General features: G+C 67.2%; 20 protein-coding genes. 10 read left to right on the top strand and 10 right to left on the bottom strand.

Going from position 1 to position 13,246, the window contains the following annotated elements; genetic code table 11:
* Window positions 1-17 precede the first annotated feature (17 nt).
* From ACIN94_RS03175 to ACIN94_RS03185, 3 genes are read right to left on the bottom strand one after another with little or no spacing between them, the layout of a single operon-like run.
* Complete coding sequence (locus tag ACIN94_RS03175) at window positions 18-278, bottom strand: DDE-type integrase/transposase/recombinase (protein ID WP_400698878.1); 261 nt, start codon at window positions 276-278, stop codon at window positions 18-20.
* Window positions 179-676: an IS3 family transposase gene (locus ACIN94_RS03180; protein ID WP_400698881.1), complete on the bottom strand. Its 498-nt coding sequence runs from the start codon at window positions 674-676 to the stop codon at window positions 179-181. The genes ACIN94_RS03175 and ACIN94_RS03180 overlap by 100 nt, the downstream gene beginning before the upstream one ends.
* Window positions 673-960: a transposase gene (locus tag ACIN94_RS03185; protein WP_400698883.1), complete on the bottom strand. Its 288-nt coding sequence runs from the start codon at window positions 958-960 to the stop codon at window positions 673-675. Before ACIN94_RS03185 ends, ACIN94_RS03180 begins: the two co-directional genes overlap by 4 nt.
* Window positions 961-1,054: 94 nt before the next feature.
* Here ACIN94_RS03185 and ACIN94_RS03190 point away from each other — a divergent pair, with 94 nt between their 5' ends.
* The 3 genes from ACIN94_RS03190 to ACIN94_RS03200 all read left to right on the top strand — a co-directional run bounded on the left by ACIN94_RS03190 (window position 1,055) and on the right by ACIN94_RS03200 (window position 4,429).
* Entirely contained in the window at window positions 1,055-1,240 is a 186-nt protein-coding gene (locus ACIN94_RS03190) for a hypothetical protein (protein ID WP_400698886.1), read from the top strand.
* Window positions 1,241-1,511: 271 nt separating this feature from the next.
* Window positions 1,512-2,642 (top strand): Shedu immune nuclease family protein, encoded by a 1,131-nt coding sequence (locus ACIN94_RS03195; RefSeq protein ID WP_400698889.1) that lies wholly within the window; start codon window positions 1,512-1,514, stop codon window positions 2,640-2,642.
* Between the two features lie 290 nt (window positions 2,643-2,932).
* Window positions 2,933-4,429 carry an ISL3 family transposase gene (locus ACIN94_RS03200; protein ID WP_400699941.1) on the top strand — a complete coding sequence of 499 codons (1,497 nt, stop codon included), beginning with the start codon at window positions 2,933-2,935 and terminating at the stop codon, window positions 4,427-4,429.
* 259 nt (window positions 4,430-4,688) lie between these two features.
* On the opposite strand, the gene ACIN94_RS03205 is transcribed toward ACIN94_RS03200, so the two are convergent.
* The 4 genes from ACIN94_RS03205 to ACIN94_RS03220 all read right to left on the bottom strand — a co-directional run bounded on the left by ACIN94_RS03205 (window position 4,689) and on the right by ACIN94_RS03220 (window position 7,772).
* Window positions 4,689-6,080, bottom strand: a complete 1,392-nt coding sequence (locus ACIN94_RS03205; protein WP_400698892.1) for an Ig-like domain-containing protein — start codon at window positions 6,078-6,080, stop codon at window positions 4,689-4,691.
* Window positions 6,081-6,376: 296 nt separating this feature from the next.
* Window positions 6,377-6,724, bottom strand: a complete 348-nt coding sequence (locus tag ACIN94_RS03210; RefSeq protein WP_400698894.1) for a DUF3703 domain-containing protein — start codon at window positions 6,722-6,724, stop codon at window positions 6,377-6,379.
* On the bottom strand, window positions 6,721-7,437 hold the full coding sequence (locus tag ACIN94_RS03215) for a cation transporter (protein ID WP_400698897.1): 717 nt from the start codon (window positions 7,435-7,437) through the stop codon (window positions 6,721-6,723). The genes ACIN94_RS03210 and ACIN94_RS03215 overlap by 4 nt, the downstream gene beginning before the upstream one ends.
* Window positions 7,437-7,772 carry an ArsR/SmtB family transcription factor gene (locus tag ACIN94_RS03220; RefSeq protein ID WP_400698900.1) on the bottom strand — a complete coding sequence of 112 codons (336 nt, stop codon included), beginning with the start codon at window positions 7,770-7,772 and terminating at the stop codon, window positions 7,437-7,439. The genes ACIN94_RS03215 and ACIN94_RS03220 overlap by 1 nt, the downstream gene beginning before the upstream one ends.
* Window positions 7,773-8,016: 244 nt before the next feature.
* Between ACIN94_RS03220 and ACIN94_RS03225 the strand changes: the two genes are divergently transcribed.
* From ACIN94_RS03225 to ACIN94_RS03250, 6 genes are all read left to right on the top strand, one after another.
* A complete protein-coding gene (locus tag ACIN94_RS03225; RefSeq protein WP_400698903.1) occupies window positions 8,017-8,145 on the top strand; it encodes a hypothetical protein in 129 nt (42 codons plus the stop codon).
* Window positions 8,146-8,308: 163 nt separating this feature from the next.
* Window positions 8,309-8,707, top strand: coding sequence for a VOC family protein (locus ACIN94_RS03230; RefSeq protein ID WP_400698905.1), 399 nt, complete (start codon window positions 8,309-8,311; stop codon window positions 8,705-8,707).
* 52 nt (window positions 8,708-8,759) lie between these two features.
* Window positions 8,760-9,098, top strand: coding sequence for a YciI family protein (locus ACIN94_RS03235; protein WP_400698908.1), 339 nt, complete (start codon window positions 8,760-8,762; stop codon window positions 9,096-9,098).
* Window positions 9,095-10,333: an RNA polymerase sigma factor gene (locus tag ACIN94_RS03240; protein WP_400698911.1), complete on the top strand. Its 1,239-nt coding sequence runs from the start codon at window positions 9,095-9,097 to the stop codon at window positions 10,331-10,333. The genes ACIN94_RS03235 and ACIN94_RS03240 overlap by 4 nt, the downstream gene beginning before the upstream one ends.
* Before the next feature lie 201 nt (window positions 10,334-10,534).
* The gene (locus ACIN94_RS03245; protein WP_400698913.1) at window positions 10,535-11,014 is read left to right on the top strand and encodes a rhodanese-like domain-containing protein; all 480 of its coding nucleotides are present in this window, start codon (window positions 10,535-10,537) and stop codon (window positions 11,012-11,014) included.
* Window positions 11,011-11,154 carry a hypothetical protein gene (locus ACIN94_RS03250; protein ID WP_400698915.1) on the top strand — a complete coding sequence of 48 codons (144 nt, stop codon included), beginning with the start codon at window positions 11,011-11,013 and terminating at the stop codon, window positions 11,152-11,154. Before ACIN94_RS03245 ends, ACIN94_RS03250 begins: the two co-directional genes overlap by 4 nt.
* Window positions 11,155-11,246: 92 nt before the next feature.
* Here ACIN94_RS03250 and ACIN94_RS03255 read toward each other — a convergent pair whose 3' ends face one another.
* From ACIN94_RS03255 to ACIN94_RS03265, 3 genes are all read right to left on the bottom strand, one after another.
* Window positions 11,247-11,396, bottom strand: coding sequence for a hypothetical protein (locus tag ACIN94_RS03255; protein ID WP_400698918.1), 150 nt, complete (start codon window positions 11,394-11,396; stop codon window positions 11,247-11,249).
* Window positions 11,397-11,798: 402 nt separating this feature from the next.
* Window positions 11,799-12,086, bottom strand: a complete 288-nt coding sequence (locus tag ACIN94_RS03260; protein WP_400698921.1) for a tyrosine-type recombinase/integrase — start codon at window positions 12,084-12,086, stop codon at window positions 11,799-11,801.
* 131 nt (window positions 12,087-12,217) lie between these two features.
* Window positions 12,218-12,643 carry a MarR family winged helix-turn-helix transcriptional regulator gene (locus ACIN94_RS03265; RefSeq protein WP_400698924.1) on the bottom strand — a complete coding sequence of 142 codons (426 nt, stop codon included), beginning with the start codon at window positions 12,641-12,643 and terminating at the stop codon, window positions 12,218-12,220.
* Between the two features lie 69 nt (window positions 12,644-12,712).
* Here ACIN94_RS03265 and ACIN94_RS03270 point away from each other — a divergent pair, with 69 nt between their 5' ends.
* Window positions 12,713-13,165, top strand: a complete 453-nt coding sequence (locus ACIN94_RS03270; RefSeq protein WP_400698926.1) for a MarR family winged helix-turn-helix transcriptional regulator — start codon at window positions 12,713-12,715, stop codon at window positions 13,163-13,165.
* The last annotated feature ends 81 nt before the right edge of the window (window positions 13,166-13,246 follow it).

Below are 13,246 nucleotides of genomic sequence, written 5' to 3' on the forward strand. Positions count from 1 at the left end.
AACCCGAGCTGGCTCCCCTAGTCACTGTGATGGATCACACCGACGCTGGGGCGGCGCTGGTAGATCGCCATCGCCAGCGCGTCGGTCACAAGCTCGGTGCGCATGTGGTCGGCCATTGCCCAGCCGACGATCCGCCTCGAGAACACGTCCAAGACCACAGCGATTCTGTGGAATGCTCCTACGTCGCAGTCCACAGAATCCTTGTTCTGCAAGGAATAGTTCGCTTCGCTCGTATTCCACAGAACATACAGATAGACGAAACCTTGCCAGGTCGGCACGTACGTGATGTCGGCCGTCCAGATCCGGTTCGGCTCGTCCGCTTCACCAGGTCCGACGCGGCTACAGCCCGCCGATCCGCGATCGTCGTGCGACAGCCCTTACGCCGGGAGACACCGGCCAGCCCGGCCGCGCGCATCAGCCGGGCCACTCGCTTGCGGCCCACCTGCTCCCCGTCGATCTCACGCAGGTCGGCATGGATGCGCGGCGCCCCATATACCTCATCGGATGCCGTGTGGTGTCGGCGGATCTTCTCGGTCAGCTCAGCATCACGACGGGCGCGAGCGGACGGGCCGCGCTTGGCCCAGGCGTAGTAGCCCTGGCGCGACACACCCAGCACCCGGGCCAGCAGGGAGACAGCGTGGTGGTCTTTCTCCGCATCGATCAGCCGGTACTTCATCTCAGCTGATCCGTCTCCCGCGCGAAGAAAACCGCGGCCTTACGCAAGATCTCCTTCTCCTCACGGAGGATCTTGTTCTCACGGCGCAGCCGGGCCAGCTCGTCCCTCTCGGCGCTGGTCAGGCCGTCTTGGCGGCGGCCGTCATCGAGGTCGGCCTGGCGCACCCAGGTACGGATCGACTGCGCGGAGGGCTCGAACTCCTTGGCGAGCTCCTCCGGCGACCGTCCCGCGCGCACCAGTTCCACCATCTGCCGGCGGAACTCCGGCGGACAGTTGTTCGGCACAGTGGACTCCTTCCGGGAACCAGGGTTCCCCAGAGGTCAGGTGTCCACCAAACCGGGCCAACTTCATGCGTGCGGCAAGGCAGGTGTCCGGAGGGTGAAAGTACACACCACACGTAAGACCTGCGCATCCCTTCTCGTCGCGCTGGATGTTCACCCGCGAGTAGCGATGCAGATTCTTCGCCACAGCCAGATCGCGGTCACGATGAACATCTACAGCGAGGTCTCTTCCGAGGAGACGCGCAAGGCGCTCAAGCGGCTCGGTGATCAGCTCGTATCGTAGCCGTTGCTACATTTCGCTGGCACACAAGATCAAAAGGCCGCTTTCCGATCATGGGGAGTGGCCTTTGCGCTGCACAAAATCCACCTACAATTCAGGCCGTTTGATTCAAAATGTGCTGATACATCTACATTTGTCCATTTATCCAGTATTACCGAGGGGTAGGAACCTCTGGATAGCCGAGAGCCAAGTAGGTACGGTGAAGGGCGCCATTGTTTCCAGACGAGCCCACTCTCGAAGCTTTGTTCGATTCACACGCAACTGGTAGGACAGCATGAGCGAAGAAGAGATAGCCATAAGGTCTACCTCAAGGAACACTGCCGACATTGAGCCAATCGTTCTGCGATCAGGAGAACGGGCGCGACTGGTCTTCAAACCAGAACTAGTAGCCAAGCAAGATGACGCCCCTCCCGTGGTCCGAGGAACGTTCGTCTATCAAAAGAAACGTCCGAGTGGTGTCTGGCAGAACTATGACTCGATAAACTTGTCATCACTGAAAGACGGCGAGGGCGTGCGCCTTGCTCTAAGAAGCGAAGAAGTTTCGCTGCTACACGAAACCTTAGCACGGATATACGATATCGCGGAACAGCATGGAATTCCCCGTGGGCAGGTAAACTACATTCGCGAACCGCGCAACAATGGGTTGCGGCACCTACTAGAGGGTGCCAACCTTGAACAGATACTGGATGGGGACGTCGCGAGCGAATCGATCGTCCAAAAGTTCCTCGATTGGCTTACAAATCGCCAGGCCAACCAACTGTCCGACTTTCTAGGGCAATTAGACTCCGCGCAACTGCTTAACTTCGACGCGGCCGTTGGCGCTGCTCGCCTCAAGGCTTTCTTACAGAAGTACGAAGCCAGCCTCGGCCGAGCGGACGAACCCTACTGGCATAACCTGCTAAAGGGGAACAACTGGGTACTTTCACAGGTCTACGCTCAGCCGATCATCATAATAGATGATCAAGTTTACGTCGGCGGGAAAGGGATTGACAACAGGGATGGAAACGTAGCCGACTTCCTGTACGGCAACAGGCTTACAGAAGATGTGGCTCTAATAGAAATTAAGACTCCAAAGACAGATCTTCTATCCAGCCAGAAATATAGGAATAACACATGGTCCCCGTCTAGCGAACTGAGCGGCGCCTCGCAGCAAATTCTCGTTAACAAGCGGTCCCTGGTTGAGGAATACCGCTGTCTGGCCAAAGAGGACGATCCGACGCCGATCAAGGCGTTCAATCCCAGGGCCCTGCTAATTGTGGGCAACGCGAAGCGAGAGCTCGATCTGGCTAGTAAACGGCGATGTTTTGAACTTTATCGCCGCAACTTACGCGATATCGATATAGTGACCTTCGATGAACTCCACTCCAAAGCTCGCCAACTAATCGACTTGTTCGAAAACTTTTAGCATCCAGCACGGGCATGCGCGAGACAGCCCTCAGGCCGCACGCCCAGCTTGTGAGCCGGGCACAGGACCCCCATCTGTGATGGGGCGTAGATCGTCTGTAGTGCTGGGTTGAACTCGACTCCCGCGCTGATCGACATGTTCGTGTTGCTGGTCTGCATGGTTCTCCCCCGCGTCTCGTACACCCTCAAGAGGGACTGTACGGGTGTTTTCGGCTCTGGCACGAATGCGGTGGTAACGGAGTGTGCGAGCTGGCAGGGCGATCTTCGTGTGCCTCGGAGATCCTGAAGACGCTGTTCCCGCAGTTGGCCGACGTGGTTCTCGAGCAGGTGGCCGCGGAGCAGCAGGTCGTGCTTGTGCGAGCCCGGACACGGTCGGTGGCGGTGCCTTGCCCGGCGTGTGGGGTACTGGCCCGGCGGGTGCACGCCTATCACACGCGGCGTCTGGCGGATGTGCCGGTCGGCAGCGGCAGCGTGGTCGTCGACCTGCGAATACGCCGATTGGTGTGTGAAACCCGCGGATGTGTGCGGCAGACGTTTCGTGAACAGGTTCGGCAGGTGGCGGCCCGTTATGCGCGTCGTACCGTGGGGCTGGCCGCGCTGATCGTGGACGTGGCGGTGGTGCTGGCCGGCCGCGCCGGCGTGGCTGTGCTGTCCCGCCTGGCGGTGAAGGTCTCACGGACCACGGTGCTGCGGATGCTGATGGCCGTTCCCGTCACGGCCGGGCCGGTGCCGGCGGTGCTGAGCGTGGACGACTTCGCGCTGCGGCGCGGGAACCGCTACGCGACCCTGCTCATCGACGCGGTCACCCACCGCCGCATCGATGTGCTGCCGGACCGCAAGGCCTCCACGTTGATCGCGTGGCTGCGCGAGCACCCCGGCGCCCAGATCGTGTGCCGTGATGGCTCGGCCGCCTACGCCGAAGCCATCCGCCAGGGCGCACCGGACGCGGTGCAGGTCAGCGACCGGTGGCATCTGCGGCACGGCCTGGCCGCCGCGGTGGAGAAGACCGTGGTCACCCACAGCCGCTGCTGGCACACCGGGCCGCCCCGCCGCACCGGTGCGCTCGCGGAACGGACCCGCCGCAAGCATGCTCAGGTCCACGCGCTCCTTGACCAGGGGCTCGGACTGGGCGAGTGCGCCCGGTGCCTGGGCTGGGGGTTCAACGCGGTCAAACGCTATGCCCGCGCCGCCTCGGCAGACGATCTTCTGCGTCCGCCCAAGTACGGCTCCACCCTGGTCGACCCCTACCGCGAGCACCTACGTCGCCGCCTTGCCGAAGAGCCTGGCGTGCCGGTTACGCATCTGCTGGCCGAGATCCGCGAGCAGGGGTACACGGGTAGCGCCAACCTGCTGGTGCGCTACCTCAACCAGGGCCGCGCCGACCCCGACCGCACCCCGCCCTCACCACGTCGGCTGGTCACCTGGCTCATGAGCCGCCCAGACGACCTGCCGCCTCATCGCCGCCGGCACTTGGAGGAATTGATCCCCGCCTGCCCGCACCTGACGGCCCTGGCCTCGCGGGTGCGGGAGCTCGCCGCCATCCTCACGCAGCGTCGCGGTCATGACCTTGACGCATGGATCAGCGCAGTACGCGCCGATGACCTGCCCGCCCTGCACAGCTTTGCCCTTGGCCTGGAGAAGGATAAGCAGGCCGTCGTCGCCGGGCTGACCCTGCCCTACAGCAACGGCCCGATGGAAGGCACGAATACCAAGGTCAAGCTGTTGAAACGTCAGATGTACGGTCGCGCCGGCTTCGCCCTGCTACGGCAGCGCATTCTGCTCTCCTAGGTGAACTGACCACGTACCGTTACCACCGCATTCGTGCCAGAGCCGTTAACTGGACACACCCGACGGATCTGTAGGCGTGGAGCCTCCAACGTTAGGGATGGATGAGCTGGTTGAGCACTGGACCGTGTTCACCGACGAGGCCGACTTGGTCAACGCCAAGCACGAGAACACCCGTTCCATCGGGGATGGTGGAGAGGCGCTGTGAGAGGGGTGTCGAGCCGAACGCGGGCACGTGATGCTCTGTTCGCCTTCACCGCGTTCATGGCGCGGCAGGGCAGACCGGTGTTTCGAATGTCACGCTGTCCAGGAGGTTCCCGTTCTCTGGGCTGTTACCCGTGGTCGCCACCGACTCGAAGGCGAAGCGCGTGACGGTCTGGCCCGCAGGCACGACGTACACCCCGGTGTAGAGGCGCCAGGCGGTGTTGTCGTCGGCGATGTCGGGCGAGGAGGCCCCGGTGGGGGTCTGGGCCACGGTGGCGCCGGGGGCGCCGATGAGCACGCGCATCACGTCCGTGCCCAAAAGGCCTCGGTGATACAGCGACCAGGTCATGCGGGTGCCCGGCACGGTGGGCAGGTCCTGGTACAGCGTGGCGGCTTGGTGGGCGTTGAGTTCGGCGAACTGCCGGCCGTGGGCCGACGGGACCCCGTTTGTGCCGGTGTGCCAGAACTCCAGCAGGCGGTCGGTGGCGGTGGTGTGCCAGCCGATGCCCGGGTTGGTGGAGGCGTCGGGAAGGAACTGGAACCCGGTCACAGGCGGTGCTTCGAAGCTGCCGTTGGCCAGGCGGATGGGCGTATCGGTGCAGGGGAGGGTGACGGTGACGGTGGCGGTGCTGGTCCCGCAAGCAGTGGTGACGGTGTAGGTGAAGGTGTCGGTGCCGACGAAGCCCGGACCGGGGGTGTAGACCACGTCGGTGCCGGAGACGGTCGCGGTGCCGTGGCCGGGAGTGGTGATGTTGCTGATCGTCGGTGCGGTGGCGGTGTCGTTGGCCAGGACGGGCACACTGACGGCCCTGCCCTGGGCGATGGCGGTGTCGTCGGCGGCCTTGGTGGGCGAGATGGACTGCCCGTTGACGATCTGGATCGGGGGCGCGGAGGTGTTGTTTCCAAGTTGGCCTGGAGCGGCGATGACGCTGCTGATCCCGCTCGGCCGGATGGTCATGCTGCCTCCGACGGTGCCCTGCCTGACCTGGAAGGTGATGACTTTCGCAGGCGGGTCGGTCTTGGAGCCCGACGAGGCGATCGACAGGGTGGTGCCATTGATAGTGCCGGTCCCCGACTGGCCGATGACATCGGCGTAGGTCAGCAGTGACGACAGGTCCCAGGTGGTGGTGTAGGTGCGCACCAGCAGCGGCCATTGGGCGGTGCGGTGCGTCAAGGTGAGGGTGAAAGTGCTGCCCGGGGCGATCTGGCCGCCCCACAGGGATGGGGAGGTGTCGACCGAGACCGACCCGCTGCCCAGCTGCATGCCGAGTGCGTTCTTCCAGTAGTAGCTGACGGGGTAAGTCGTCTGGCCCGCCCGGACGCAAGGCGCCGCGGCGGTTTGGGCGGCGGCGTGGCGCGCGGTGGCAGCGTGCGTACCGGTGTCGGCCGTCGCCGGTGGTGCCGGCGCGGCCAGCAGCGTCGTCAGGACGCAGGCCAGCAAGGTGTACACGGATCGAGGTCGTGGTGACATCGACATGGCATTTCCGATCTGTCGTGAGGGATGGCCTCTTAGGTCGAACCACGGCGATGTTACATTTTGTAGTAGAGCAAATACGTTGAGTAGTATTCGATGGGTCTTTGTGTCGCCTCGCCCGTCGAAGGGGGACAGCAAGCCCAACCCGTCATTTGTGCCCCCGGCCACCTATCAGTTCGAGCCGGAGGAATGAGCTCGGCCCGCTGGCAGGCCACCCTTCACACCAGCGCGCGCGGATCTCCTCCTGCGCTTGCTGGCGGGACGGGGGTGGTTCAGCCTGCCAGCAGGGCGGCCAGGTCTTCGGGCACCGGCTGCGGCTGGGTCAGCGGGACGGTGGCGCGGCCGGTGTTGCCCTCGGGGTAGCGGCCCAGCGCCGAGCCGGGCGCCGCGACGATGATCCGGATCACCTGTCCGAAGGCCTCGCGCCGGTCACGCTCGCGCACCGCCAGGGCGAACATCGCCAGATGGTTGCGGGTGTGCGGCCAGGGCCAGGGCTGGGAGATGATGTGCGCCCGCTCCAGGTGCCTCCAGCGGGCCCCGGAGTCGGCGGTGCTGCGGGCGGTGCGCATCTCGGCGAGGTAAGCGGCCCGCACGCGGGCGGGCATCCGGTGGCGGCTCATGAGGCGTTCTTACGGTCGGCCTGGCAGCAGTCGTCAGCGCACACCGCCGGACGCGAGGCAGAGGCGGGGGCGTCGACGGGGAACGGGTTCGGGGCGCAGCAGGCATCCCCGCGCCAGGCCTCGCGGCCTTCCTTGATCGCTACCGCGGCGATGACCAGCGCGGCGATCGGGTCGGCCCAGGACCAGCCGAAGGCACTGTTGAGCGCGAGCCCGGCCAGCAGCACCGCCGACAGGTAGGTGCACAGCAGGGTCTGCTTGGAGTCGGCCACTGCCGAGGCCGAGCCCAGCTCGCGGCCCGCGCGGCGTTGCGCGGCCGACAGCACCGGCATGATCAGCAGGGATAGGGCGGCCAGGATGAGACCGGGCGTGGAATGCTCAGCCTCACCCGCGTCGAGTAGGGCGCGCACGGAGTCGACGGTGACGTAGGCGGCCAGCGCGAAGAACGAGACGGCGATGACCCGCAGGGCGACCTTCTCGCGCCGCTCGGGGTCGGCGGCCGAAAACTGCCAGGCGACCGCGGCGGCGGAGGCGACCTCGACGATGGAGTCCAGGCCGAAGCCGATCAGCGCGGCGGAGGAGGCGATGGTGCCGGCGGTGATGGCCGCCGCCGCTTCGATCACGTTGTAGGTGATGGTGGCGGCCACCAGCAGCCGGATCCGCCGGGTCAGTATCGCCTGGCGGGCGGGGGTGGGGCCGAGGGCGATCGTGGCCATCAGCAGCAGCCCTTCTCCGCCGCGTCCGGGCAGGTGGCGTCGGCGGCCACCGCGACCACCGCGGTGCGCAGGTCGTCCAGCGCGTGTCCGAGGCGGGGGTCGGCCAGCTCGTAGCGGGTGCGGCGGCCGACGGGGAAGGCGACCACCAGGCCGCAGTCGCGCAGGCAGGCCAGGTGGTTGGACAGCCGGGTGCGGGAGATGCCCAGCGCCTCGGCCAGGTCGGCAGGGTGGGCCGGGGCCTCGCGCAGCGCGATCAGGATCCGGCAGCGGATCGGATCGGCCAGCGCGCGGCCGAACCGCGCGAGCACCTCGATCTCGGGGGCGATCGTCAACATGCTCTTCAGAGTACACGGAATCCTGAATTCAGGAAATCATGGATAGAAAAGGGGGAACTCCGATTACGGCTCGCGCGAGCCCGTCGCCTCATCCCGCTGACGTGCGGGCACGGACGGGCCAGACGGCGTATCCGGGGCAGGGGTGCGCTCGCCTGAGCCGTCGGGGTTATGCCCGCGGCGGGCCAGTCGGAGGCCGGCGTATAGGCCGGTTCCGGCTCGCCTGGCGGTGGCGATGGAGCACCGCATGGAGATGGCGGCCGATCTCGTGCGGCGTACCCCTCAGCTGGAAGCCGTCATGCTGCGCCAGATGGAAGGCCAGGTGGCGCAGGCCGGGCGCGATGCGCTCAATGACATCGCCCGGCACATCACCTGAGGTCCTGAAGGGTGTCGTATCGGGGGATGCGCCGATCGTCTTACGGGTAAGGACAGGCAGCCGCACGGAACCGCCCGGGCGTCGGCGGCACTACGGTGTCGCCCGACGGCCCGGGTGGAGTCGGCCGCCGAGTCGAGGACGACCGTTTCCCAGGGAGTGCGTCATGAATCCGACCATGAACACCATCGACATCGTGGTGTCTGATATGCAGGCGTCGATCGCCTTCTACGCCCACCTCGGGCTGGAGTTCAAGCTCGACCCTCACTCGCCTGAGCACGCCGGATGCGACCTGCCGGGCGGGTTGCACCTGATGCTGGATACCGAGGCCTTCCGCACCTCGTTCCTGCCCGGTTGGAGCGCGCCGACCGGGGGACCCCGCACCCTGCTGTGTTTTGAGTTCGACGCCCCGGCCGGGGTCGACGCCAAGTACGCCGAACTGGTCGAGGCCGGTTACCGCGGACTGGCCGAGCCGTTCGACGCGTTCTGGGGGATGCGCTACGCCACCGTGGCCGATCCGGACGGCAACGGCATCGACCTGTACACCGCGTTGCCGTCCAGCTGAGCGGCGCATCGCCGTTCGAGGAGAACACGACACGATCTGAGGAGGCCAAGGGGTGAAGTACGTGCTGATGTTCATCGAGACCGAGCAGTTCGCCACCGAGCTGGAGGCCATGGGCGAGCTGGAGCGGGATGCGGCCTATGAGGCGGTGGGCCGCTGGTTCGCCGAGCACGCCGACAAGATCACCCACCACACGCACCTGGCGCCGGTGCACACCGCCACCACCGTGCGGCTGGGCGGCGGGGAACCGGTGATCACCGACGGGCCGTTCGTGGAGGGCAAGGAGGTGGTCAGCGGGTTCGCCGAGGTCGAGGTCGCCGATCTGGACGAGGCGCTGAAGCTGGCCAGGTCCTGGCCAGCCTGCCCGATCGTGGAGATCCGCCCCGCGTCGTGAGCGAAGGTGCGGACGGCGTCATGGACCCCGACGCCCATGAGCAGGTGACGCGCGAGGCGCTGGCCCGCGTGGTGCGCGAGCACGCGGGCCGGCTGGCCGCCTCGTTGATGTCGCTGCTGGGCGACTTCTCCGCCGCCGAGGACCTGGTCCAAGACGCGATCGAGACCGCGCTCAAGCGGTGGCCGATCGAGGGCGTCCCGGACCGGCCCGACGCGTGGCTGTTGACGGTGGCTCGCCGCCGAGGTCTGGACGTGCTGCGGCGCGAGTCGAACTACCGCGCCAAACTCGCCCAGCTGCGGCCGTCGGCGGCGGCCGAGCCGGATGATCGGCTGAGGCTGATCTTCACCTGCTGCCACCCGGCGCTGTCGCGTACGGCGCAGATCGCGCTGACCTTGCGGGTGGTGTGCGGGCTGAGCACCGCGCAGATCGCCGCGGCGTTCGTGGTGGCGGAGACCACGGTGGCGCAGCGGATCACCCGCGCCAAGAAGAAGATCGGCGAAGCGGGGATCCCGTACCGCATCCCCACCGCCGAGGAGGTGCCCGAGCGGCTGGAGCAGGTGCTGGCCGTCATCTACCTGCTGTTCAACGAGGGCTACCTGTCCAGCACAGCCGAGTTCGCCCACGCCCGCGACCTGGTCGAGGACACCGAATGGCTGGCCGCGCTGCTGGCCGGCCTCGTGCCGGATGAGCCGGAGGTGATCGGGTTGCTGGCGTTGATCCGGCTGCACCGCGCCCGCGGCGCGGCCCGCTTCGATGCGGGCGGCCGTCTGGTGTTGCTGGCCGACCAGGACCGCGCACTGTGGGACCGCACGGCCATCGAGAAAGCCACCGCGCTGCTCACCCGTACCGCGCGCAGGCACCATCGGCCGGGGCCGTACCAGGTGCAGGCCGCGCTCGTGGCCTGCCACGCCGAGGCGCCGAGCTGGGCGGAGACCGACTGGCCGCAGATCTTGGTGCTGTACGACATGTTGGTGCACCTGGCGCCGTCCCCGGTGACGCGGCTGCACCGGGCCGTCGCGCTGTGGCACGTCCAAGGGGCCGAGGCCGCTGTGGCGGAGCTGGACGATCTGGACGGCGTGCTGGAGCGATATCCGCCCTACCACGCCACTCGCGCCGAACTCCTGCGCGAGCTGGGGCAGGCTGATGCGGCCCGCGAGTGCGACCGACGCGCGCTGGAATTGACCGCCAACCCCGCCCAGCAGGCGCTCCTGCAAGAACGGCTGAGCTGGCAATAGCGGACCGACGCCATTGAGGAGCAGGCCGAAAGCGGGGTTGGCCGAGCGTACGTGCTCGTAGAAGCGCAACCGACCGCCGGATTTGAGCACCCGGGCGTTCACGTGAGCTGCCAGGGTGAGTGCGGCGCGCTTGGCCGCGCTTGCTCACCGACGAGGACCGCGTACGTGGGGCGTGGGCTGGCCGAAAGCAGGCCGCGGTAGGTGTGGCCGGTCAGGTGGCACCAGGCGGGCAGATCCAGCGGAGCGGCCGGAGCGGGTACGCCGTTCGTCATCGTCCGCGACGCCGACCAAGACGCCGGCGAGATCGTCTGGCAAGCATTGAAGATCGGCTATGAGGCGCTGGCTGGCGAGCTGGCCGAACCATGGGACGGTCGCCAGGAAAGGATCACGATGGTCACCGCCGACCGCCTTGAGGTCGGCGCGGCGCTGGATGTGCGCCAAGACAGCGAGTACGCCGCCGGGCATGTGCCGGGCGCGGCCCACATCGAACTCGGCGAGTTGCCGGTCCGTGCCGTGGACGTGCCGCGTGAGCCGACCGTGGTGATGTGCGGTCATGGCGAGCGCGCCATGACCGCGGCCAGCCTCCTGGCCCAGGCCGGGCACCGCCAGGTGCGGGTGCTTGACGGCGGCCCCGACGATTGGGCCAAGGCCACCGGGCAGCCGTTGGAGGAAGGAACGTGACCACCGACAGCACCACCCCCAACACCACCCCCCACGCGCCGGTCCGGCTCGGGCTGCGCGCCAACCTGGCCCAGTTCGCCCAGTTCGCCCTGCTGGTCGCGGCCCGCATGTATGAGACTCACCCCAAAGAGCGCAGGTGACCATCCACCGGCCCGGGCCGCAGCTCGATCCCGAAGCGAGTCCGTGGCCGTCTGCTGGACCACTCAGCGAACACCTGCCGTCAGGCGCCCTTCTACGGCTTGCGGGCGGTGCCGCGGATGTGGAAGGAGAACGGGGTGCGCGCCTGCGGGAACAGGAACCGATCGAGTTCGGTGATGTCGAACCCCGCTCCAGCGATGGCGGCTGCGGTGTCGCGGCCGGTGTGGCAGCCGCCCAGTAGCAATGGCCAGACGGTCGCGTCCAGCAGCCGGCTCCACCGCCACCACCCTGCTCACCGACGGCGGGTAGTGAGCGAAGGTAGCCCCGTCGCCGGCACCGACCTCGATCACCTGGCCGGTCAGCCCGGCCAGCAGCGCCTGGCGGTGCTCGCTCATCCCGCCGGTGTTCATGGCCCGGCTCATCCGCGGATACAGCCGAGCGAAGATCGGACGGCGCACGCTCGTGCGCGGCTCGGCTATGCCCGCCGTCACCATTCCACCGGCAGCGCGACCAGGCCGCCGACCGCCTCGGCCAGGCCATCCATGGCGTCATCGCCGCCGCCCAGCCTGAAGCCGCCCAGCGGCAGAGCATCCACTCCAGCTGAGGTCACGGCATCGGCCGACGGCCGATCAGCGGTAGGTGCAGCTCAGCGGCGACGAGCCGCCGGGTCACGGCCCTCCTGCCAGCGGGCCAACGCCTCCGGTGAGACGCGGGCGTAGCGGGCCAGCGAGGCGACCGAGGTGTGCCCGGAGTAGGCCAGCAGGGTGGAGGTGTGGGCGCCATCCTCGGCGGCATGGGTCAGCGCACTGTGGCGCAGTTGATGCAGCGTCCACGGCCAGCCTGGTAGTTCGGCGGTGGCCGACTCGAACAGTTCGGCGGCGCGGCGGTAGGACAGCCGGGCCCGCCCGGACGCCGGATCCGGGGGCGGGGTCATCACATACCTTCGGGCGTCGCATCTCGGGTGGGGCCGCTTCAGGCCGACATCGAGTTTCCGAGATCATCAGCGAGGCCGGGTGGGTCCAGGTCAAGCCGTCCGGGTGGGGCCGTTCCAACCGTCATAACCTGTCAGCCGCCCATGTTCGCCGTCATCCGGGCCAGGACGTCGACCGTGGCCCGATACTCCTCGGCGCTGATGCCCTCGGTGACACGGGCGCGGGTGACGGTCACCCTGTCGTGTATGTCCGCGTGCGCGCGGATCCCCGGGCCGGTGAGAGTGAGCAGCTCGTCCCCGGTGAGCCAGCCACGGTCGCGGAGACCGTCGGCCACTGGGCGCAGGGACGGCTGCTCGGCGCTGAGAAAGGGGCTGAGCTCGGCGTCCAGGTCCGCCTGTGTGCGGGGTTGCCTGGCGATGACGTTCATCACCTGCCAGTGACGGCGGGTTAGCCCTTCGCTGGCGAGCAGGTCGTCGATGGAGCGGTCGATGGCGACATGGAGCTGTTTGATCCAGTAGCCGATGGGACGCTGCTCGCCGGTGATCTCGGAGATGTCCATGGCGCCTTCCTCTGTGACAGATGCATGTATTCTGACAATAACATGTATTTATACATGTATCCTGGGTTCATGGAAGACCAACAAGCGATTGCCGCAGTCGAGCGGGCCATGGTGGCGATCCGGCGCAGCCAGAGCCGTCGCGCGATCCAGCGCATCGCGGGAGATACCCGGCTGGACCCCGCGCTGTTCGGAGTGATCGACGCCGTGGAGGAGGGCCCCGGAGCGGCGACGGTGAGTTCCGTCGCCGATCGCATGGGCGTCGATCAGCCCCGCGCCAGCCGTCTGGTGGCCAAGGCCGTCAATGCCGGGCTGCTCCGGAGGGTGGCCGATCCCGAGGATGGCCGCCGGAGCACCTTGGAGCTCACCGATCTGGGCGTGGAGCAGGCGGAACAGGTCCACCGCTTCCGGCGCGAGGTCTTCGGTACGGCGATGCGCGGATGGCCGGAGGACGACCAGCGGGAGTTCGCCCGGCTGCTCACCTCTTTCGTGAGAGTCCTGGGGGAGCGGTACCGGGGAAACTGAGACGTCCGCGAAGGCACCCGCGCGGCAAGGGGCCGTCCAATGGACGGCACGACGACCACTGGAACGGAAGGGCCAGCCCTG

It is taken from the genome of Streptosporangium sp. NPDC087985 (genome assembly GCF_044741965.1).
GTDB lineage: Bacteria > Actinomycetota > Actinomycetes > Streptosporangiales > Streptosporangiaceae > Streptosporangium.